General features: G+C 32.2%; 15 protein-coding genes and 1 pseudogene. 7 read left to right on the forward strand and 9 right to left on the reverse strand.

Annotated features, from left to right (window positions below; genetic code table 11):
- Positions 1-142: 142 nt before the first annotated feature.
- The gene (locus tag ACJJVJ_RS04160; RefSeq protein WP_405369218.1) at positions 143-2,872 is read right to left on the reverse strand and encodes a reprolysin-like metallopeptidase; all 2,730 of its coding nucleotides are present in this window, start codon (positions 2,870-2,872) and stop codon (positions 143-145) included.
- A 163-nt stretch (positions 2,873-3,035) separates the two neighbouring features.
- On the opposite strand from ACJJVJ_RS04160, the gene ACJJVJ_RS04165 reads away from it, so the two are divergent.
- Positions 3,036-3,551 (forward strand): hypothetical protein, encoded by a 516-nt coding sequence (locus ACJJVJ_RS04165; RefSeq protein ID WP_405369220.1) that lies wholly within the window; start codon positions 3,036-3,038, stop codon positions 3,549-3,551.
- A 5-nt stretch (positions 3,552-3,556) separates the two neighbouring features.
- On the opposite strand, the gene ACJJVJ_RS04170 is transcribed toward ACJJVJ_RS04165, so the two are convergent.
- The 7 genes from ACJJVJ_RS04170 to fahA form a co-directional block, all read right to left on the reverse strand.
- Positions 3,557-4,096, reverse strand: coding sequence for a DUF922 domain-containing protein (locus ACJJVJ_RS04170; RefSeq protein ID WP_405369222.1), 540 nt, complete (start codon positions 4,094-4,096; stop codon positions 3,557-3,559).
- Positions 4,097-4,498 (reverse strand): OsmC family protein, encoded by a 402-nt coding sequence (locus ACJJVJ_RS04175; protein WP_104516188.1) that lies wholly within the window; start codon positions 4,496-4,498, stop codon positions 4,097-4,099.
- Between the two features lie 2 nt (positions 4,499-4,500).
- Positions 4,501-6,459 (reverse strand): LysM peptidoglycan-binding domain-containing protein, encoded by a 1,959-nt coding sequence (locus ACJJVJ_RS04180; protein ID WP_405369224.1) that lies wholly within the window; start codon positions 6,457-6,459, stop codon positions 4,501-4,503.
- A 7-nt stretch (positions 6,460-6,466) separates the two neighbouring features.
- The gene (guaA, locus tag ACJJVJ_RS04185) at positions 6,467-7,999 is read right to left on the reverse strand and encodes a glutamine-hydrolyzing GMP synthase (protein ID WP_405369226.1); all 1,533 of its coding nucleotides are present in this window, start codon (positions 7,997-7,999) and stop codon (positions 6,467-6,469) included.
- 103 nt (positions 8,000-8,102) lie between these two features.
- The gene (bshC, locus tag ACJJVJ_RS04190; protein WP_405369228.1) at positions 8,103-9,701 is read right to left on the reverse strand and encodes a bacillithiol biosynthesis cysteine-adding enzyme BshC; all 1,599 of its coding nucleotides are present in this window, start codon (positions 9,699-9,701) and stop codon (positions 8,103-8,105) included.
- A gap of 112 nt (positions 9,702-9,813) precedes the next feature.
- Positions 9,814-10,998 carry a hypothetical protein gene (locus tag ACJJVJ_RS04195; RefSeq protein WP_405369230.1) on the reverse strand — a complete coding sequence of 395 codons (1,185 nt, stop codon included), beginning with the start codon at positions 10,996-10,998 and terminating at the stop codon, positions 9,814-9,816.
- Positions 10,999-12,288 carry a fumarylacetoacetase gene (gene fahA, locus ACJJVJ_RS04200; RefSeq protein WP_104516183.1) on the reverse strand — a complete coding sequence of 430 codons (1,290 nt, stop codon included), beginning with the start codon at positions 12,286-12,288 and terminating at the stop codon, positions 10,999-11,001.
- A gap of 98 nt (positions 12,289-12,386) precedes the next feature.
- Between fahA and glyA the strand changes: the two genes are divergently transcribed.
- From glyA to ACJJVJ_RS04225, 5 genes are all read left to right on the forward strand, one after another.
- Complete coding sequence (gene glyA, locus ACJJVJ_RS04205; protein WP_405369232.1) at positions 12,387-13,658, forward strand: serine hydroxymethyltransferase; 1,272 nt, start codon at positions 12,387-12,389, stop codon at positions 13,656-13,658.
- A 1,604-nt stretch (positions 13,659-15,262) separates the two neighbouring features.
- The gene (locus ACJJVJ_RS04210; RefSeq protein ID WP_405369234.1) at positions 15,263-16,384 is read left to right on the forward strand and encodes a hypothetical protein; all 1,122 of its coding nucleotides are present in this window, start codon (positions 15,263-15,265) and stop codon (positions 16,382-16,384) included.
- Between the two features lie 156 nt (positions 16,385-16,540).
- Positions 16,541-17,248, forward strand: a complete 708-nt coding sequence (locus ACJJVJ_RS04215) for a hypothetical protein (protein ID WP_405369236.1) — start codon at positions 16,541-16,543, stop codon at positions 17,246-17,248.
- A gap of 417 nt (positions 17,249-17,665) precedes the next feature.
- A complete protein-coding gene (locus ACJJVJ_RS04220) occupies positions 17,666-19,174 on the forward strand; it encodes a TlpA family protein disulfide reductase (RefSeq protein ID WP_405369238.1) in 1,509 nt (502 codons plus the stop codon).
- 221 nt (positions 19,175-19,395) lie between these two features.
- Positions 19,396-20,088: a hypothetical protein gene (locus ACJJVJ_RS04225; protein WP_405369240.1), complete on the forward strand. Its 693-nt coding sequence runs from the start codon at positions 19,396-19,398 to the stop codon at positions 20,086-20,088.
- A gap of 44 nt (positions 20,089-20,132) precedes the next feature.
- Here the strand turns inward: ACJJVJ_RS04225 and ACJJVJ_RS04230 are convergent.
- Positions 20,133-20,438 (reverse strand): annotated as a pseudogene (locus ACJJVJ_RS04230) (transposase); the annotation flags it as partial.
- 259 nt (positions 20,439-20,697) lie between these two features.
- On the opposite strand from ACJJVJ_RS04230, the gene ACJJVJ_RS04235 reads away from it, so the two are divergent.
- The gene (locus ACJJVJ_RS04235; protein WP_405369242.1) at positions 20,698-21,015 is read left to right on the forward strand and encodes a hypothetical protein; all 318 of its coding nucleotides are present in this window, start codon (positions 20,698-20,700) and stop codon (positions 21,013-21,015) included.
- The last annotated feature ends 19 nt before the right edge of the window (positions 21,016-21,034 follow it).

A 21,034-nucleotide genomic window follows, 5' to 3' on the forward strand; every position in this document is an offset into this window, starting at 1 on the left:
GTTTTAAGAGTTTTAAAAACAGCTGCAAAAGTAGGTATTTTGAAGAAGAGAAACGAGAACTTTTAATCTTAAATAGAAAAGCTTAAAACTACAAAAGCCAGCAATTACTTGCTGGCTTTTTATTATATAAAATTAATAGAGATTAATCTACTACTATCTTTTGAGTTACTGTACGATTTCCATCTACTATGTTTACTAAATACATACCAGCAGATACAGCACCTAAATTAATATTTTGATTGAAACTATTTGAAGTCTCATAAGATCTTTTAAATACAGATCTACCACTTAAATCAAATACGGTAATACCTACATTATTACTTGATGCGTTATCAAACAATACATTAAAGTTACCATTACTAGGATTAGGATATATAGACAAATTATCTAATTCAAAAGATTCATTACTCAATGGAGTTACGTTTTGCACACATACTTCTAAGGACCAACTGTTCAATGTACCTAAATCTGCATCTCCGTTATCAGATACACGCAATGTCCAATCTCCATTTGCTGCAACTCCATTAAATACTGAAAAAGATTCAGAAGGAGCAAAATTACCTACAGTAGGCTGTCTACAAAGTATAGTCGCTCCACCATCTTCAAATGTAGCAGCCACATCATTTTGATTTGCACACTCTCTATTCCATGCAACAGCTTGATTACGACCTGAAGGGGCAGCAATTGAAAAAATTAAATCTTGTATGTAGGTATGTGAAATATCAACACCTAGTTTTATACTTTCAACATTATCTGTAAGCGGTATATTTAAAGTAGAAAAAATACCACTTGCGTTATTATCAGGAATAGAGGTACCTAAAGCACCAGACTGATACGTTGTACAAGTTATTTGAACATCTGCATTAATATTAAATTCTGTATTATTTAATGCAAAGAAAATATTACCAGCGCCCTCTATCATTATTCTACAACTTGGAGACACGATTCCTGAAGGTACAGTTAACGCATAAGAACCTGTATTAGGCACATTTGATGCTAGTACTGTATCAAAATTTGAACCTCCGTCAGTAGAAAGAAGTATATTGACATTTGCAGTATTAATAGTATTTGCATCTGTACCAGCTACATCCCATGTAATATTTTCAACTGTATTAGGCAACCATACAACACCACCTGTATTTTGTGAAGTAACTCTAAAGGGTCCTGCGTTTGCATCTACCTGTACTATCATTTCATCACTGTTGGTCTGCCCGCCTCTTGTGTCATTATCTCTTACGGTTAAATCAAATGTTTGCACACGACTAACAGAGGATAGTTTTTCCCATTGTGTAGAATTACCTCCATTAACTAGTAATTCTTCTAATCTAGGGATATATCTTACTTTATCAGAAGTACCTTCAAATGATCTCACCATAGGGCCTGTTGCATTTGTTTCTTGAGGTAAACCAGTAACAGTACTTAAATCATTTTGTTCCCACGTATAGGTATGCGTAGAAGTTCCATCTACATCAGTTGAATTACCAACTAATTTATAAGGAGTGTTTCTAGGAATAATATAATCACTGTCTGCTATAGCAACAGGAGCTGAATTACCTGTTAAAGTTGTTTGAGCACAAGTACCTAAACCAGACGATATATTATTAAAAATACTATTCAAACTACCTTGATGAAAATATGCGTCACTATTATTTTGAACATTTTGTGGTGTACAAATACCAGCATATGCCATTATTGTTGATCCACTACCTGGTTCAAAAGCATTATTTGCAGATCTATTTCCTCCAGCACAATTTGCTGCATCACCGTTAAATGAATGTGGAGCACCCATTTGATGACCTAATTCATGAGCTACAAAATCAATATCAAAAGGATCACCCACTGGTGCAGCACTACCTGTTACACCTTGCGCTTTTCTATTCGTACATGGAGACGCTAGTGAAGCTAGCCCACCACCTCCTGTAGAGAAAATATGACCTATATCATAGTTACCAAAACCTATAATAGCATCTATAGCAGCTTGATTTTCTCCTAAAATGGCACCCGGGGAACTATTTGAGAAATTATCTGAATCTATAGAAATTAACGCCGTATTATTAGCAACAAGAGTCATCGTTACACTTAAATCTCTCTCATAAATAAAGTTATTACGAGTCATAGTAACTATAATAGCCGCTACAACAGCATTTCTTTTAGCTAGAATAGGGTCGGTTGATACCACACCAGCTCTAAGCCAATGAAATTGAGAATACTCTACAGTGGTAGAGATAGCTAATCTAAAATCTCTTAACAAACCATCGTTTGCATTTTTAACATCAAAAGTATGCTCTGGACCAATAAATCTTTGATTCAGGTCATATGTGTCCTCAACATGACATTCCCAGTGATCACCATGATTAATTAAATCACTTTTCTTATAAACTACAACAGATGAATTATCAAAAGAATAGGAATCTACAAATTGAGTACCTAATCTAGGAGAAAACATCATTCCATGAAAACCCTGAGAGGTAATAGAAAATCTAACTTGACTATCTGCATCGTTTACACTTTGACCTACATAAGATCTAAAATCTGCATACTCAGCCTGTAACTCAGGAGCCATTACACTTGCCTCTTTTACTCTAAAAAACTCTATTCCATTAGTGGTAGGGTATTCTATAATTACCGTAGACAGGTTTGAATCAACACCTCTTTGTGGTGCGTTTTGTAATTGAGCTTTAAGGGCTGAAAGATCAATTCTATAATAAGAAGCTACTGTTGGATCTGTTTTTCTAGTCCACTGTACCTCTGATGCGAGATCAGATTCAGTTACTTGTGACCAAGTACTTTTGCTTTTTTGAGCTGATGATGGTAACATTGCACCAATTATAAATAGAAGTGCTGTCATCCATAACTTGTAATTTTTAAACATGCTTTGAATTTTAGAAAACAATAATAAGGGAAAATGATCACAATTTTGTGTTATCAATAGTGTATCTGCTAATTTATCATGATATTTATAATTATGCTTTCGCGAAAGCGTAACTAAACAAAAAATAATTATCTATTTTTAAACTTCATTAAAAACATCTTACATGTATAAATACACGCTTCTAATTGCAATGATATTATTGATTTCATCCTGTAAATCTAATCAGCAAATCACCACAAAATCTGATCAAGAAATATCATGCCCTATAGACGGAACCTGTTCTTTTGAAGTACTTAAAAATAAAGAACTTTTAATTCTAGAAGATGAGTTTAAAAACACTTACCACGAATTAATACCTGCAGATGGTAAAGTGGTTCTAAAATATGAATACAAGAGAAATACCAATCCTGAAATTAGTGATGATAATTATTCTGAAATAATTTTTATAGAAATAGACGAGAACATTACAGATTTAGATCTAACAGATCAGTTCTTAGGTAACGCTAAAGTCAGTTATAACAGACTATGCTTTTGTAGAGGAGCAACAGGAATTTATAAAGTAAAAAAGGGTCATCTTAAAATTTCTAAAGACGATAAAAAATATGAATTGGCTTTAGACTTTATGGTAGAAGAAGTGCCGCAAGTAGTCACTTCTATTAAGGAATCTTTTGAACTATAAGAAACCTAAGACTCTGCACTAGTTTTAAAGAGTTCTTCCTTAATTTTTATGGACCAGATTTCTTGAGCATCTTTTATTAATCCATGGTTAGTCTCTCGATCATATGTAGACTGTAGTTGCTGACGATCTTTTTCAAACTTCCTAAAAATGAAATCAATTTCCTTTTTAGGATTTTTTTGAGGAACGTATTTTGTAAAAGCCGCTCTTAATTTACGCGCATATAACTCTGATATATCCCAATGCAATTGCTCATGGGCAAGTAATGCAGCGTTACTTTCATTGATGTTTTTTTTCCAACTTAATTGAGGATAAAAATAACTAGTAACCTGTACATCTACCTTTAAATCACCATCTATACTTTTAGAAGAAAAACTATATCCCATACCACAATTAACACTCGCAAAATGATGAGCTCCCTGAGGCGGTACTCCTTTAAAATCTTGCCAAGTTAATTGAGAGTGTTCTTGATAAGAAAATCGTTCTCTTGGATCATCATTAAAATTAAATGATAATATAAGGAGGATACAAGAGAACAAAATCTTCATTTAGCTCCAGTTAAAAGTAATATTCTTAACAATATCTGGATGTAGACTATTGTGCACTGGGCAAGTATTCCCGACGCGTTCAAGAATTAATTGCGCTCTTTTATCACAACCACCCTTCATATCTAGCACTACATCTATTTGAGAAATACGTCGTGGATTAGCATCCATGATCTTAGTAACCTGTGCTTTACTACCAGAAAGTTCTATCCCCATATCAGCAGCTTTAATGCCCATTACAGTAAGCATACAACTGGCTAGACCAGTAGCAACTGTATCTGTAGGAGAGAAAGCCTCTCCTTTACCTTGATTATCTACAGGTGCATCTGTTAAGAATGAATTACCACTTTTAAGATGTGTAGATTCACATCTTAAATTACCTTTATACTCTACAGTAGAAGTCATAGTTACTCTTTATTAGTAATAGTATTAATATCTAATTCTTTGATGCTTAGATCTTCTTGATACTGCAAGATATACATCGCCTCATTATAAAAACCAGAAGATGACTTTTTAGAATAATCAAACTTATTCTCTGTCATAACAGTTCTTCCATTTCTCATTGCGCTTTCATAAAGGTCTGAAGAGCTAGCCTGTCTTAAAATAAGATCCAGAGTAACATCAAAACCTCTTACCGCATAAGAATTAGGCGTGATACTATGTGTAGAATAATACTTTTTTATAAAAGAATTATCCTCTTCACTTTCTTTATACATACTAGGATACACAAAGTTTAATTGTGCCAACTTTGCATTAGGTAAATCCATTTCTTCAAAGTTATCTAAACCGAACATCGTTATCTTATGAGAGTCTGCTTTAGCAGAATAATTTGTGATGGCATCAGTAATAAAACCAACATTATCTACTGCCAGTATAACTACATTCTCAACATCTGCTTGAAGTTCTTTAATATAGTTAATGCTGAAAATGTAATTCTTTTTTGAATTAGGCACTAACACATTTGCTGATGGTAATATAGAAGTGAATTCATTTCTCAATTTAGGATTATTATTATCTGTAACGATAATTACATGTTTTCCTTTAGAGTACGCTACTATAAAATCTTTAAACTGCTGTTTGAGCATGTCATTACTAGGTCTAGCCTGAAATAAATTGCGATACAGTTTTACATTAGTATTAGTTAGAGGTGATATAACAGGAACATCAATACGTTTTATTTCCTTTGCCGTTTCCACAACGTTATCAGACATAAGCGGTCCTAAAACTGCATTATAATCAGCAAAATCAGTCGCATTAAGAATGTTCTTAGTAGTCTGTAGGCTCTTTTGAGTATCATAGACATCATAATCTACAGGGATACCTAACGCATTTGCACTGTCCACAGCTATTTTTACACCACTGTAAAAATCCAAAGCAATACGCATAGTTCTATCTGCTTTTAAAAGATCTCGATTTGCGTTTCCATCTGTCTTATGAATTGAAAATGGTAGCATAACAGCAATGCGCTGTCTTTTAAAATTCCTCAAACTATCTATCAATCTAGCTGTCGTATTTACACTTGATTTCACGACTACTTCTTTTCCATAATCCGGATTAGGAATAGTCACTTTCATACCTTCTTTAAGTCCATCTTTTAATTGTGGATTAAGAGCTAGTAAAGAATCCTCACTTATACCAGACAGCTTCTTTAATGAATACATACCCATCTTTTTAGGTATAGCATACTCTACCATTAACGGTTGCTCATTTTTAGAATCAGAAATTACTTGTTCCGGCATTGAATCTGTATCAACAGTAATTCCTTTAGGCACATTTAAAATCATTCCAGGACGCAAATCTTTAACATCAGGATTAAGCTCTAAAAGCTCCTTAGCCTTGATACCATGTTTTGTGGCAATACCATACATTCCTTCACTAGGCTTTACTAAATACTTACCATCTGGTAAGTTTGTAGGGTCTAAAACAGGTTCCTTAGGTTCTGAATCTTGAACAGAAAGCTCTACTTCTTCAAAAATTGGTATTTGTATCTTATCTCCTTTTCTTAAAGGATTTGAATACAACTCTTTATTTGCCTCCTTAATATCTAACTCTGTGATATTATATTTTTTTGAAAGGCTATAAAGCGTCTCTTTGCGTCTTACTCTGTGCTTTTTATACTTTTCTACTCTTCTTTGAGTAAGTACGGTATTTTGAGCTGGTATTAAAAGTACCTGACCATACTTTAATCCCGACTTTAAATCAGGATTAAGCTCTAATAATTGCTCAGAAGTTACTTTATACTTTTGAGTAAGGGTATAGATAGTCTCTCCTTGCTCTACCGTATGTTGTTTGTAATTTTGCATGAATGCGGCATCCGCTTTCGCGAAAGCGAAACACATACAAATTATTATAAAAATATTTTTCATCTTGTTTTTATTCCCATTCTATAGTTGCTGGCGGCTTTGAACTGATGTCATACACCACTCTATTAACGCCTTTAACTTTATTTATTATTTCATTACTAGTTGCCTGCAAAAACTCATAAGGTAAGTTTACCCAGTCTGCAGTCATACCGTCTGTACTTTCTACCGCTCTTAAAGCGACACACTTTTCATAAGTACGCTCATCTCCCATTACTCCTACGCTATTTACTGGTAGTAAAATAGCGCCGGCTTGCCATACCTTATCGTATAAATCCCATTTTTTTAAATTATTTATAAAAACAGCATCAACTTCTTGAAGTATACTTACTTTTTCTGGTGTGATATCTCCTAGAATTCTAATAGCTAGCCCTGGTCCAGGAAATGGATGTCTACCTAAAAGCTCTGCAGCCATACCCATAGATTTACCTACTCTACGTACTTCATCTTTAAATAGTGCTTTTAAAGGTTCTACAATTTTAAGCTTCATAAAGTCTGGTAATCCACCAACATTGTGATGTGATTTTATAGTCGCACTAGGCCCACCGGTTGCACTTACACTTTCTATCACATCTGGATAGATAGTACCTTGTGCGAGCCAGGTTACATTTTTAACCTCGTGTGCCTCATCATCAAAAACTTCTATAAATACACGTCCTATTGCTTTACGTTTTAATTCTGGATCACTTAATCCCTTAAGGGCATCCATAAATCGTGCCGAAGCGTCTACTCCTTTTACGTTAAGTCCCATACCTTCATATTGCTTTAAGACTTGAGTGTACTCATCTTTACGCAATAATCCATTATTTACAAAAATACAGTAGAGGTTTTTACCTATCGCTTTGTGCAATAACATCGCTGCAACCGAAGAATCTACTCCTCCAGAAAGACCTAAAACCACACGATCTTCTCCGATTTGTTTTTGTAATTGATCTACAGTTTCTTCAACAAAACTATCTGGAGTCCAGTCTGGTGTAACGTTTGCAATCTTTATTAAGAAATTCTCTAACAGCTGCTTACCATCTGTAGAATGATATACCTCTGGATGAAACTGTATCGCATAGGTAGATTCACCTTGTATTTTATAGGCTGCATTTTTCACGTCATGAGTACTAGCGAGTAACATACCGTTTTCTGGCAATTGCTTAATAGTATCACTATGACTCATCCATACTTGACTACCAGCTTCTATACCTTCTAAGAACAAATCATTTTCTACAAAAGATAAATTTGCACGACCATATTCTCTAGTGCTAGACGCACCTACTTCACCTCCATGAAAATGTGCTAAATACTGCGCGCCATAACAAACTCCCAGAAGAGGCTTCTTACCTCTTATTTCATTAAGATCTACATGAAAAGCGTCTTCAGATCTTACAGACATAGGACTGCCGGAAAGAATGATAGCTTTATACTGATCTAAATCTGTAGGAACTTTGTTGAAAGGGTGGATTTCAGAATAGATGTTTAATTCTCTTACTCTGCGCGCAATTAATTGTGTGTATTGCGATCCAAAATCTAATATTAATATCTTGTCGTGTTGCATGAGCAAATTTACTTTTTTAATATCTAAAGTTTAAGGATATGACACACTTTTGTTAACGTGTTTTCAAAAGAAAAATCAGGTCTCTTATTAGCTTTCTAGACTGTTACAATTCTATGACACTAAATCTCTGATCTAGAGGATCTAGACTTTCTTTAATTTTAGAAATAAAAGAAGGCCCGTATTCTTGATAAAATAATGAAAAGTTAGTTTGCCTTTCTTGTAGACTATCATTAGGAAACAACTCTTTTTTAAGCTCCAGTGCTCTATCTAAATGATCTTTAAGTTTTCTCTTTTGCGCTTTGAGCAGTCTAGACTCTAGATGTTCTAGACCTTTAATTTGCTTATGCTCTTGAGCCTTTACCGCATTTTCAAAAGACTGCTCTGTTAATCTTGCGATTTTAAAAAGTTCTTCAAACTGCTTTTTAAGATGTTCTTTTTGAGTAGTAAAATCTATCTCTATGTCGCTTATTTTATTAGTTAAGAGCGTCGTTAACTCATGATCTTCTTTAAATAAATCCCAGATCTCTAATTTTAACCTGTTTACTTTATCTAATTGCTTTGAAGTAACTAATAAAGCAGAGTTGCGCATGAGTAGTATAGGGAATGTTACTTGTTGCGAATTAAAATACTGCTTCAATTCTAACCAGTATGCCATCTCACCACCACCACCTATATAACACAAATTAGGAAGCACTACTTCTTGATAAAGTGGCCTCATAATAACATTAGGTGAAAATCTTTCTGGATGATCTTGTAATTCTTTAAGAATCTCTTCTTTTGTAAATGCAATGTTAGAATCATCTATAGAATAAGCACCATCCTTTTCTATTATACGTTTGCGATAAGAATCAGTTAAGTAGAATAAATTAATCTCTCGAGGATTAACTTGTACTTTATATTCATGTGGCCAGCTATCTAAGGTATGACTCACCTCCTTAAAACTAGTCTGGGAGATTAATTCTTCTTTAAAATAAGGAATTGCAAGTGCTTTTAATTTGCTATCATCTGCATCTAGAATTACGAGGCCATCTTCTTTAAATAATTCATGCGCTATTACTCTAGTCGCATTTGCAAGGTTAGAATTATTTAAATACCCTTTTTCAAAAAGACTTATTACTTTTTGAGCATTGTCATGTTTACCTAACAGTTTTTTAAAAACTTCTAGAACATCTTCCAGACCATCTGTAGAAAGCCTTCCTACACCACCATAAGAATCACGGTTATAAACTACCTTTTTATCACCATAATTAAAATATTGAATCTCTTCAAAATCATGATCTTCAGTTGCCATCCAGTATACCGGAACAAAATTATACTCTGGATATTTATGTGATAGTGTTTTACATAAATTAATGGTAGATATTATTTTATATAAAAAATATAATGGTCCTGTAAATAAATTGAGCTGGTGCCCAGTAGTTACGGTAAACGTATGTTGTTTACCCAGCAAATTAATGTTTAATTGCGTTTTATCTTTATCTTCTATACTCTCGTACTGCGACACAAGTACGTCTTGCAAGACTTCTCTTCTATTCTGTAGTGGATCCCATTCCTTTTTTTTCTCAACTATCTGATCTCTAAAATTGTCTAATTTTGGAAATCGATGATATAAAGGTTTTACATGTTCTTTTTGATCGAGATAATCAGACATTAAATCTGAAAAATATCTAATAGACGTGTAAGATTGGTGTTTTGAACTCATAGATTTATAGTCTCCTCAAATATAGGAGTTGAACTGTGAAATAAATCCTAAGATTTTAAAGTAAGTAGGATCTTAATGCATGTTTCGCTTTCGCGAAAGCGAAACACACCATCTAATTATAATTAAGATTATTTAGAATCTGTTTTATTTTATACTTTAGGTCTTCACCGGTGTCGTAAATCATTTGCTCATCTGTCGGAAAGTTCACAGATCTAGGATTCAAAGTTTCTAGATAATTTGCATCAAGAGCTCTTCTATCCCCATAAACAGAACCATAGATATAGGTGAAAATAAAGTTACTAGCTACAGGGAAACGATCTACTGTTTGCGATGTTCTATTATCAATTAACTGAACAACTGCATTAACGTTTGATTCTTTAAATTGCGTATTTTGAACGACACTAGCCTTAATGGTGACAAATTTATCTCTTTTTATATCGTTACCTAAACTGTCCTTTTTCACGTTGCCATTTGCATCATATTCATAGATATAGCCATCTTGTACGAGTCTTTCTTTATGCAACTCTTTTTTAGAAACTTGTTCTGGAGACATAACAATGCGGTCTATAATTATATCTATGTTATAATCATAATCCAACTCTACTATCTCGTTGTTATGATATTGAGTCCACTGATCGTTAATACCATAGGTAGAGAAATTAAGTAATTCTTCTTCTAGCAATTGTGGCAATACTGTTTGTGACTGATTTTTAAGATTTACCATAATGTAATGAGTTCCTTTCTCTAGGGCTTTTTTCATTAAATCACGAGTATCTTTAAAATTAGGATTGATCTTTTCTAAATAAATCAAATCATTATAGACACTTCTTGCTTCTATAGTATTTGCAGTTCTCAGAGCCGTTTTTGAATTAATAAGTAAATAATCAGAAAGGTCATTTTTAGATGCAATTATATTAGCATTGTAATTTTCAAAGTCAAAATCAACTGTTTCATTCTCTTTTATCAAGGTTAAAGGCAACAAAGGTTTTATCTTATCCTGTCGTTGATCCATACCTACATAGGTTTCATATATAGATTCTAGTACAGCAGGATTATTATCTAACTGCCACCTTTGTAATAAAACCTGGTCCTGAGCAACTGCCTTCATATAGGCTTGCTTTAAAAGAGGTATGTATTCTTGATTTCTTTTAGCTGTTTTACCTTCTATTAATTTATTAACAGCGATATCTATCGCTTGGTCATAGTTACCTTGGTTTAAAGCAGTTTCTGTTTCTTTTAAACTACTACACGAGATAATTAAGACAGTAAACAGAAGGTAAATTATAGTTTTTTTCATTTACTTTTTCTTAGGCTCATAAATAGGTAGAAGAGTATTAGATACTTCTCCAAACCCTATACGTAGTTCTCCTTTATGACAGTAACCTCTCATGGTAACGGTATCATAATCTTGAATGAATTTACGCTCTGTACCATCATTAAGTTGGATAGGCTTTTCACCTCTCCAGCTTAATTCTAACATCGAACCATAAGAATCCTTAGTAGGGCCTGAAATAGTACCGCTTCCCATTAAATCACCACTATTAACAGAACAACCGTTTACCGTATGATGCGCTAGTTGTTGTGAAATATTCCAATAAAGATGTTTAAAGTTTGATTTACAGACTGTGGTAGGTGTTCCTTGTTGTGGTGTAATATCTACCTCTAGATTGATATCAAAACTGCTATCTTCTTTTGAATCTAGATAATCTAAAACTGGTTTCTCGCGTTTAGGACTATTAGTTCTAAAAGGCTCTAATGCATCTAACGTTACAATCCATGGAGAGATAGAACTCGCAAAGTTTTTTGCTAAAAATGGTCCTAGTGGAACATATTCCCACTTTTGAATATCTCTAGCGCTCCAGTCGTTAAGAATAACCATACCAAAAATATAATCCTCTGCCTCATTAACAGGCACTGGATGTCCTAAATTATTAGCATCTGTTGTAATGAATGCCATTTCTAATTCAAAGTCTACTAATTTAGATGGACCAAATACTGGTTGCTCTGACCCTGCTGGCATAGTCTGACCTTGTGGTCGGTGTATAGAAATATTAGAAGGTATAACAGAACTGGATCTACCATGATAAGCTACTGGCATGTGTAACCAATTTGGTAAAAGTGCATTATCAGGATCTCTAAACATTGTACCTACATTTGTAGCATGCTCTTTACTACTATAGAAATCAGTATAATCACCTATTAAAACAGGTAACTGCATCTCCACTTCGTCGATAGGAAAGATTATACGGTCTCTATCAGATTTATTATCACGTAGTTCAGAATTTTCTTTATCAAAGATATCACCTATTCTATTACGCACAAGACGCCACGTTTTCTTCCCGTCAGAAATAAAATCATTAAGTGTGTCCTGCATAAACATATCGTCAGTTAATGGCACACTCTCAAAGTAACCCATCTCCTGCAATGCACCTAGATCTATGGCATAATCGCCTATTCTAGTACCTATAGTAATAACGTTATCCCTAGTAAGGAAAACGCCGAATGGTATATTTTGAATAGGGAAATGAGTATCTCTATTATATCCTATCCATGAACTTCTCTTTGGGTCATTTGTTTTATTAGGCATCTGTATCTTGATTTCTTGTTAAAAAGTAGTATTCAAATATATTATATAAGAATTGGTTGATAGCATATGTAGCTTATTTTTGTAACAAAATATTTAAAATGGCTTACAACGATAATGAAATCTTTAACTTGATTGAAGATGAGAGAATCCGTCAAACAAAAGGTATCGAATTAATTGCTAGTGAAAACTATGTAAGTGATGATGTACTTGCTGCTGCAGGTTCTATTTTAACTAACAAATATGCCGAAGGATATCCTGGAAAAAGATATTATGGAGGATGCGAGGTAGTCGATGAAATAGAGAATATCGCTATCGACAGAGCTAAAGAATTATTTAATGCAGAATATATAAATGTGCAACCACACTCTGGTAGCCAGGCTAACACAGCTGTATATCATGCCTGTTTGAATCCTGGAGATAAAATTCTAGGTTTTGATCTATCTCATGGAGGTCACCTAACACATGGTTCACCAGTTAACTTTTCAGGTAAACTCTACAAAAACGCCTTTTACGGTGTTGAAAAAGAAACTGGTAGATTAGACTACGATAAAATAGAAGAAATAGCTGTAAAAGAACAGCCTAAACTAATTATCGCTGGTGCTTCAGCTTATAGTAGAGAAATAGATTATAAAAGGTTTAGAGATATCGCAGACAAAGTAGGTGCAATTCTTATGGCAGACATTGCACATCCTGCAGGTCTTATCGCCAAAGGAATCATGATGGACGCAGTAGTTCATGCACACATTTGCACAACTACTACACATAAAACTTTGAGAGGTCCTAGAGGAGGAATGATTATAATGGGTAAAGATTTTGAAAATCCATTCGGTCAGAAATTAAAAAATGGAAACTTAAAGAAAATGTCTAGCTTACTAAACAGTGGGGTATTTCCAGGTAATCAAGGCGGACCTTTAGAACACATTATAGCAGCAAAAGCAGTAGCGTTTAAAGAGGCACTTTCAGAAGATTTCTTACACTACATGGTTCAAGTAAAGAAAAATGCAGAAGTTATGGCAGCAGAATTTGTTGCTAGAGGTTATGATATTATTTCAGGTGGTACAGATAATCACATGATGCTTATAGACCTAAGAAATAAAAACATTAACGGTAAAGAAGCTGAGGCATTACTAGGACAAATACACATCACTGTAAACAAAAACATGGTTCCTTTTGATACAGAGTCTCCATTTGTAACCAGTGGAATTCGTATTGGTACAGCAGCAATAACGACAAGAGGTCTAAAAGAAGATAGTATGAAAACTATCGTTGATCTAATAGATCGTTGTTTAACAGGTAATCCAGATAATTTATCTAAACTAGAAGACGAAGTATACACCATAACTGAAGGATTACCATTATTCAAAGCTTAGTAAAAAAATATTTTTCCATCGATTATTAAAAGCAATGCTCGCATTATGATCGTAGTAAATCAAAGCTCAATAACGTCACTGGCGTAATTGAGCTTTTTTTTGTGCTCATATATACTCAAACTATATCAGCAACCCATAAACCCAAAATTAATATTTGACAGTTTAAATTTTTAATATCGCTTTCGCGAAAGTGAAATACCGAACAACTTAAGTGGCAAAAGCCAGTCACATTAAATAAGAAATAAAATATCCTAGCTTCTTGAATAGTTTAGTAATCTACTCAAAATAACGAAATCAAAAAAAACAAAATATTTCTATTATCAAATTGAGTAATGAGTAATGAGTAATGAAACCAAAAAAAAATTATAATTTAACAATTCCTATACTACAACTGTTTTCTCTACTAGAAACAACTATATTTTTTTCATTATAATACAATTCAAGATTTAATTACAAAATCTTTTATCTAGATTGACTAAAAAATTTAAGACAGAAACTATTATCAACATATGTTTTTCTTAGAAATCTTCGAAAATTTAAGCTTATAAATTTTTCTGATCTTGATATCATATGCTTATTCTACTTTGCCAACTAGCATATCAAAAACTATTACTTTCTTAATTGATCATTCTACTAGATGTTCAACTCTAGTTTTTGATTCTAAAGCCATAATTTAGTATTTAGGTGTTCTCTAAAAAAGTTTCATACATATACGTTTCCTAAATCAAAAGTTTCATATTTATCCAAGCATATGGTAATTCTTAATCTAGTTAAAGTATAACATTTTAAAATAGGAATACAACCTAATAAGTTGTCCTGATTCATTTAAATCCACTACCTGATAATCAAACAAAAGCGAAAGAAATTTAGAGGTACCATACACATAACTAATAATTACAAGTGTTTCCATTACACTGTAGTTTTATTGTGTATCAATGTTAGGATAAGACATGTATAAACAAAAAAACCCTTGTCTAATTGACAAGGGTTTAAAAGAAGGCGGCGACATACTCTCCCACAAATAGCAGTACCATCTGCGCAAATGGGCTTAACTTCTCTGTTCGGAAAGGTAAGAGGTGAGCCCCATTTACGGACATTTATTATGGCACTTTACTGGAAGAAAAAGTTTCCAGCCAATGTTAGATAATGGATACGAATTAGTTGAAGAAAATGGAAAAAAAAGATTAAAATCAACCTGTGAATAAAAAACGTTGTACAACAAAGAACTGTGGTAAAAAACAAGCGAATTTCACTTAATTTCTAACAAGTACACTTCTATATCCGTCATCGTATATTAATCCTGATTTTGCTATAGCAAAAGCCTGTTTTTAGACTCCCAAACTACTAATTGGCCTGAACGGGCAAAGGCGTAAAACGTCTCGTCTTAAATCCGGTGCATACTTGTTTTAGTCATGCTGCCACAAATAACTGGCGTGAACAAAGCATAAAGCGTATCAGGCGTTTTAAAGGCTATCTGTGAGGCTGTATAATTCAAAATTAGTATATCTTTAAAATCCTAAACTAACATCTCAAACATTGGGATACAAAGCAAAACGCCTCACACGCCTTATACCTTTGCCCGTTCTACACCATTTAAAGAAACTATGAGAATACTAATAACATTATCGCTTTTTATTTCAGCAATTGCATTCGGACAAAACGAAAGCGGAATTGATATTACTAAATCGGAACGAACTCTTATTGGAAAATGGGAATATATAAAAACCATTGACAAAGAGTATAATTCTATCCAACATACTATTAGAAAGTATCCAAATGGAAAAGAAATGAAAATTGTTGCAAGTGGACCAGAAATTACTATAAATAAAGATGGAACTTACATCAAAGTTTTCACACCTGAAAATTCAGATACAGGTAATTGGAGGATAAAATCCGAAAACGAAATCGAATATGAAATGGTCATTCCAAAAGATTCAAGACAAGGAAGACTAATACTTCAAACCCAAAAATTGTTACCTAATAAAAAATGGAGAAAAGATAATAATGGGAATTTTCTTGATGCATCTTCTGACAAAATTATTGAACTGACAGAAACGGAAATGAAAGTTGAATATGAAAAGAAATATTATTTGATTTATAAAAAGACCGCAAAAATCACTTCAGTTAATGAACAATTTGACTTTCTAAACGATTGTGTGGAAGTATTTTCAAAGTTAAATGAAAGCATCAATGAATTCTATTCAATACTCGAAAACAATACAAATTCTGAAATATTAAAAACCAATATTACAACGTATAATAATGAATTAGTTTTATTCTCTTTAAATAAACTATCAAAACATACTAAAAGTGAAAATAGCAATATCAAAGAAGTAGCAACTGATTTAACAAATTTAACGACTGATTTGGTTAAAATGAACTACGAATATTTGAATTATGTAACGAATTCAAAGTATTCAGAGAAAGAATTAAAGAAAAAAAATAAATCTTTAGTTGAACAAAATAAATTTACGTCAAACTTTTATAGAGAAATTTCTCTTGGAATTTGTATGACTTTAGTAAAAAGTAATCCTAATAAAAAAGAAGACAAACAGTTTTCTGAATTAACTTTAAATCAACGAGATTTATTAAATAATAGGCTGAAACAGAAATTAGGAGTATCAGTAAAAAAAGGAACTAAAATAGAAAGCAAAAATTCTTTTGAACATTCATTAAGAATTATTTACGAATTTTTAAATATGGAATGGGAATTTGAAAAAGAATAAAAACGGTGTAGAACAACGTGTATAATTAATGGCTTGTTCTCGCCAACTTACGAAAATCCTCGCGGACTTTCTTTGTCCGTAATTATTTACTAAATTAGTCGCTTAACCACGCAACTAACCATACACAAACACGTTAGGTACAATATGAACAAAACTTTGAGACTAATTTTATCAATTGGAATTTTGACATTATTTCTGGCCCAAACCGGATTTAGCCAATCGATTGAAAAATTTGTCGACTCGACAATCAAAGTTGATAGTTTAAATGTTCCGACTGATTTAAATCAACCTTATTTTCCGAAAGAAATGTTTCCTGAAGTTAGTACTGATTGGATTAAGAAAAATGACTCAAGTTATACGATTAAAACAAAAACAATAAAGGGGACTTATGACGAATTTGTTGTGGATTGGTATTCAAAACATCTTCACGCAATGAAAGAACCTTTGTTGTTTAATAGAAAAATTGACAAAGAAATTTATCGTTTTACTTGGTTAAGGACATTTGACAAACCAATGACCTTTAGAATTGAAAAAAGAAATGACAGATATATTCTTTATTGGAAATTGCTAAATGGTACTGGTGGATACGAACCAGGAGAAATAGAAATTGAGCGACTGAAAATACTAACCGAAAAAGAATGGACTGAATTTATCCAACTTATCGGAAAAGCGGATTTTTGGAATATGGATTTAGGTCGTAGCTCAATCGGAAATGATGGTTCTGAATGGATAATGGAAGGAGTTAATAAAAACGATTATAGAGTAGTTAGTGTTTGGTCACCAAGTAAAGGGAATTTTTATAACGCTTGCGATTATCTAATTTCTTTAACGAATTTTAAAATGTCGGAAAAGAAAAAATATTAAAATACTGTGCCTAACAAAGAACTGCACTAAAAAAACAAGTGAATTTCACTTAATTTCTAACCAGTACACTTCTATATCCGTCATCGTATATTAATCCTGATTTTGCTATAGCAAAAGCCTGTTTTAAGACTCCCAAACTACTAATTGGCCTGAACAGGCAAAGGTGTAAAACACCTCGTCTTAAATCCGGTGCATACTTGCTTTTGTCATGCTGCCACAAATAACTGGCGTGAACAAAGCATAAAGCTTATCAGGCGTTTTAAAGGCTACCTGTGAGGCTGTATAATTCAAAATTAATCTATCTTTAAAATCCTAAATTAACATCTCTAACATTGGGATACAAAGCAAAACGCCTCACACGCCTTATACCTTTGACCGTTGTGAGTAATTAATCGCCAACCTACAAAATTATTTTAAATGACTAAATTCAATTCTATTTTCCCAATATTTCTGATAATTTTCTTAATATTTAGCTGTAAAGAAAATGTTGATGAAAAAAATTCCGAGATTAGCCAATCTGTAATAATTGCTGGAGAATTTTATAATTTTCAGTCTGTAGATTCTTTGTCTAATATTGGAATATATGTTCAAGACTATATAACAAAGGACATTACAAATACTGAAAAACAATTAGATAGTTTAGGAAGGTTTAAATTTGAATTTGAAATCACCGAGCAACAAGGTGTAATGTTAATTCACAATACAATCATAGATTTAATCGTTAGGCCTGGAGATAGTTTGTTTCTAGAAATTGATGCGAAATCTAAACGTAGAAAAGACATTTTAGAGCATCTTAAAGTTTCTGGAACTGCAGCTAATATAAATAAAAATGTTATAGACTTTTTTTATAATGACCCAATCGATTATGAGATATTTCAAAACAATCGAAGAAATCTAAATCCAAACGAATTTAAAACATATCGTGATAGTATTTATTTAGTTCAATCTAGTTACTGTGACAGTTTACTATCTAATGATTCATTCTCAAAACCTTTTACAAATTGGTTAGAGGCTCAGAAATTATTTGCTCTACCAAACAATTATAGTCTATTTGAATTTTATTTTGACTATAAAAATGACCTTAAATTGGAATTAAAAAATAACGACTTAACACGGTTAACTAAATTCAACATAAATGATATACCGCAAGTTTTACAAAAACATAGGATAAATACTATCGCATCTAACAGTATTCCTAAAAAGCTTTTAGATAATACTTTAATATATTCACAAAAAGGAGCTTCTAATTTGGAACCAAATGAAACATACAGCTTCTATCTCAAAAAGATAATTGAAATATATTCTGATAAACCTGAATTACTAAAGTTAATGGTAAATGATTTCACAAAATCAAATCTAAATATAGAAAATATAGAATTATATGAAGACAATAGAATAGTAATAGATAGCATTCTGTTTAAAACCGATTTTGAGAGTTCTTTAAAAGAAAAATATGAGAGTTTAAAAAAGCGAATTAACAACCCACAATTTACCGATAAAATAAACTTAAAAGAATATTCATCATCTAACATTGACAGCTTACTTCAAACAATTATATCAGAAGCTAATGGAAAACCGATTTACATTGATAATTGGGCAACTTGGTGTCAACCTTGTTTATCTGAATTCAAGGAAAATACCCCAAAATTAATGAGTCAATTTGATGGTAAAATTGAGTTTGTGTTTTTATGCTATAAATCTGAGAAAGCACAATGGAAATCGACAATTTCAAAATATAAGTTAGAAGGTAAACATTACTTTATTGAGAAAAACCAGATAGAAGATTTAACAAATCTATTTTCTCTTAATGGTTTTCCAACTTATACAATAATTAACCAAAAAGGGGAAATAATACACACAGACAATGGTTATCGACCTAGTAATCCTAAAACAACCGAACTATTAGAAAATCTATTAAAAAAATAACTACTCACAACAGTGTATAAAAAAACATAGGGCATTTGTGGCTTAACCGAAAGTCTGTGTTTAATTATAAAGTCCGCTAAATATAAAATTTGGCGTTTATAACAGAAAAGATAAAAGCAAAATATTTATATTTAGCTAAGTAATAAACCGAAACGTAAGTACTTATCACCTGCCCTACGATTTCTTATACTTAACGTTATGTGTCATTAAAAAAAACTGAGATGAGAAAACATTATATAACTTTAATTCTCCTTCTATGTTGCTGCTTTGTTAATGCACAATTAGAAATGAGAATAAATCCTTACATAAAAGGAACAATCATAATGCAAAATGATAGTATTAGAGATGGCTTTATAAAATTAGAAGATTCAGCATTTCGTGTAAGATTTAAATTAGATGAAAGTCAAAAAGGTAAAAAGAAAATTGATTACAAAAAGATAAAAAAAATTGTATTATCAAAAGATACGCCTAACCAACGAGAATTTTATTACAAAAAAACTAACGCTAATAAATATCTAAAATTTGTAGAATTATTACATCGTTCGAAATATGATATTTATGTCAATTCTAGTAATGACTTAAGTTTGTTTTATAAAGATGTTGACAGAAGTAACATAGGAGATTTTCTATCTTTCGGCACGGATTTTATTAATCAACCTTATCGCTCAAATTCAGAAATAAAAAAGTATTTGATGCAGGTAAAGAATCCTAAGTATCTATTGAAAATAGATGACTCTGATGAATTACAATTTATTTATTCAAATAGAAAACTTAGAAAATATGCTGAAAAGTTTTTTAAAGGATGCGAAGAACTAATTAAAAAAATAAAAGATAAAGAATACAAGACAGATGATATTATTGAAATAATAGATTTTTATAACTCTTGTAACGATGAAAACACAGAGCGGAATTAACGACACATAACAAAGAACTGTGGTAAAAAACAAGCGAATTTCACTTAATTTCTAACCAGTACACTTCTATATCCATCATCGTATATTAATCCTGATTTTGCTATGGCAAAAGCCTGTTTTAAGAGCTTATTACAGACAACTATTAAGGCTAGTTTTTTACTCTTTCCTTTGGCTACTATTCGATCGTAAATTGCCGTGCATGCTTTGTTGTATTTACAAGCATTAAAACTGCACATAAACAGTAGGTTTCTTAACTTCTGTTTACCTATTTTACTTATTCGAGCTCTTCCATTTATGCTCGTTCCGCTTTGCCTTATTATAGGTATTAATCCAGCATAACTGCATAGTTCAAGTAAATCATGTATAATTAATTGCTGGCTTCTAGCCTTATTACGAAAGTCCTCGCGGACTTTCTATCTGTGATTTATTTGCTAACTTTAGTGCTTAAACACGCAACGAAATCATACACAAACACGTTAGCAATAATTTGGAATGACAAAAAAAATCTGGAATTATATAACGAATAACAAAACGATTAGCTTGCTGAATCTAATAGTTTTACTGATTTTGATTGTTCCTTACTCGTATTCATACAGTCATACCCACGAAATGGAACAGTTGCATTGGATTCCGAATTACATATTTCAAGAAGTTGATTTGTTTTTATTTTATATACCTATTCTGATTTTAATAATCGGATATCAAATTAATAAAAAAATTATCTGGAAAAAAACTCTTCTGATTTTGATGTTAATTATTTTTCTCTTGTATTTTTTCGGAGCTATAGCTTCATTATCATTTCCGATTCAAGACTATTCACTAGGACTTGGGAGTTTATTATTACTGACTTTATTTCCTTTGACAGCAATAATATATAAGATTGAGCAACACAAAAGAAATAAAAAAATTATTGCTAACACGGTATAAAAAACATAGGGCATTTGTG

It is taken from the genome of Nonlabens sp. Asnod2-A12 (genome assembly GCF_045063745.1).
GTDB classification, from domain to species: Bacteria; Bacteroidota; Bacteroidia; order Flavobacteriales; family Flavobacteriaceae; genus Nonlabens; species Nonlabens xylanidelens.

What these genes read in the sequence shown, in the direction of transcription:
- ACJJVJ_RS04225 (WP_405369240.1), top strand. Translation starts at nt 19,396, where the DNA reads ATGAGAAAACATTATATAACTTTAATTCTCCTTCTATGTTGCTGCTTT.
- ACJJVJ_RS04220 (WP_405369238.1), top strand. Translation starts at nt 17,666, where the DNA reads ATGACTAAATTCAATTCTATTTTCCCAATATTTCTGATAATTTTCTTA.
- guaA (WP_405369226.1), bottom strand. Translation starts at nt 7,999, where the DNA reads ATGCAACACGACAAGATATTAATATTAGATTTTGGATCGCAATACACA.
- ACJJVJ_RS04210 (WP_405369234.1), top strand. Translation starts at nt 15,263, where the DNA reads ATGAGAATACTAATAACATTATCGCTTTTTATTTCAGCAATTGCATTC.
- ACJJVJ_RS04165 (WP_405369220.1), top strand. Translation starts at nt 3,036, where the DNA reads ATGTATAAATACACGCTTCTAATTGCAATGATATTATTGATTTCATCC.
- ACJJVJ_RS04160 (WP_405369218.1), bottom strand. Translation starts at nt 2,872, where the DNA reads ATGTTTAAAAATTACAAGTTATGGATGACAGCACTTCTATTTATAATT.
- ACJJVJ_RS04175 (WP_104516188.1), bottom strand. Translation starts at nt 4,498, where the DNA reads ATGACTTCTACTGTAGAGTATAAAGGTAATTTAAGATGTGAATCTACA.
- ACJJVJ_RS04235 (WP_405369242.1), top strand. Translation starts at nt 20,698, where the DNA reads ATGGAACAGTTGCATTGGATTCCGAATTACATATTTCAAGAAGTTGAT.
- ACJJVJ_RS04195 (WP_405369230.1), bottom strand. Translation starts at nt 10,998, where the DNA reads ATGAAAAAAACTATAATTTACCTTCTGTTTACTGTCTTAATTATCTCG.
- bshC (WP_405369228.1), bottom strand. Translation starts at nt 9,701, where the DNA reads ATGAGTTCAAAACACCAATCTTACACGTCTATTAGATATTTTTCAGAT.
- glyA (WP_405369232.1), top strand. Translation starts at nt 12,387, where the DNA reads ATGGCTTACAACGATAATGAAATCTTTAACTTGATTGAAGATGAGAGA.
- ACJJVJ_RS04180 (WP_405369224.1), bottom strand. Translation starts at nt 6,459, where the DNA reads ATGAAAAATATTTTTATAATAATTTGTATGTGTTTCGCTTTCGCGAAA.
- ACJJVJ_RS04170 (WP_405369222.1), bottom strand. Translation starts at nt 4,096, where the DNA reads ATGAAGATTTTGTTCTCTTGTATCCTCCTTATATTATCATTTAATTTT.
- fahA (WP_104516183.1), bottom strand. Translation starts at nt 12,288, where the DNA reads ATGCCTAATAAAACAAATGACCCAAAGAGAAGTTCATGGATAGGATAT.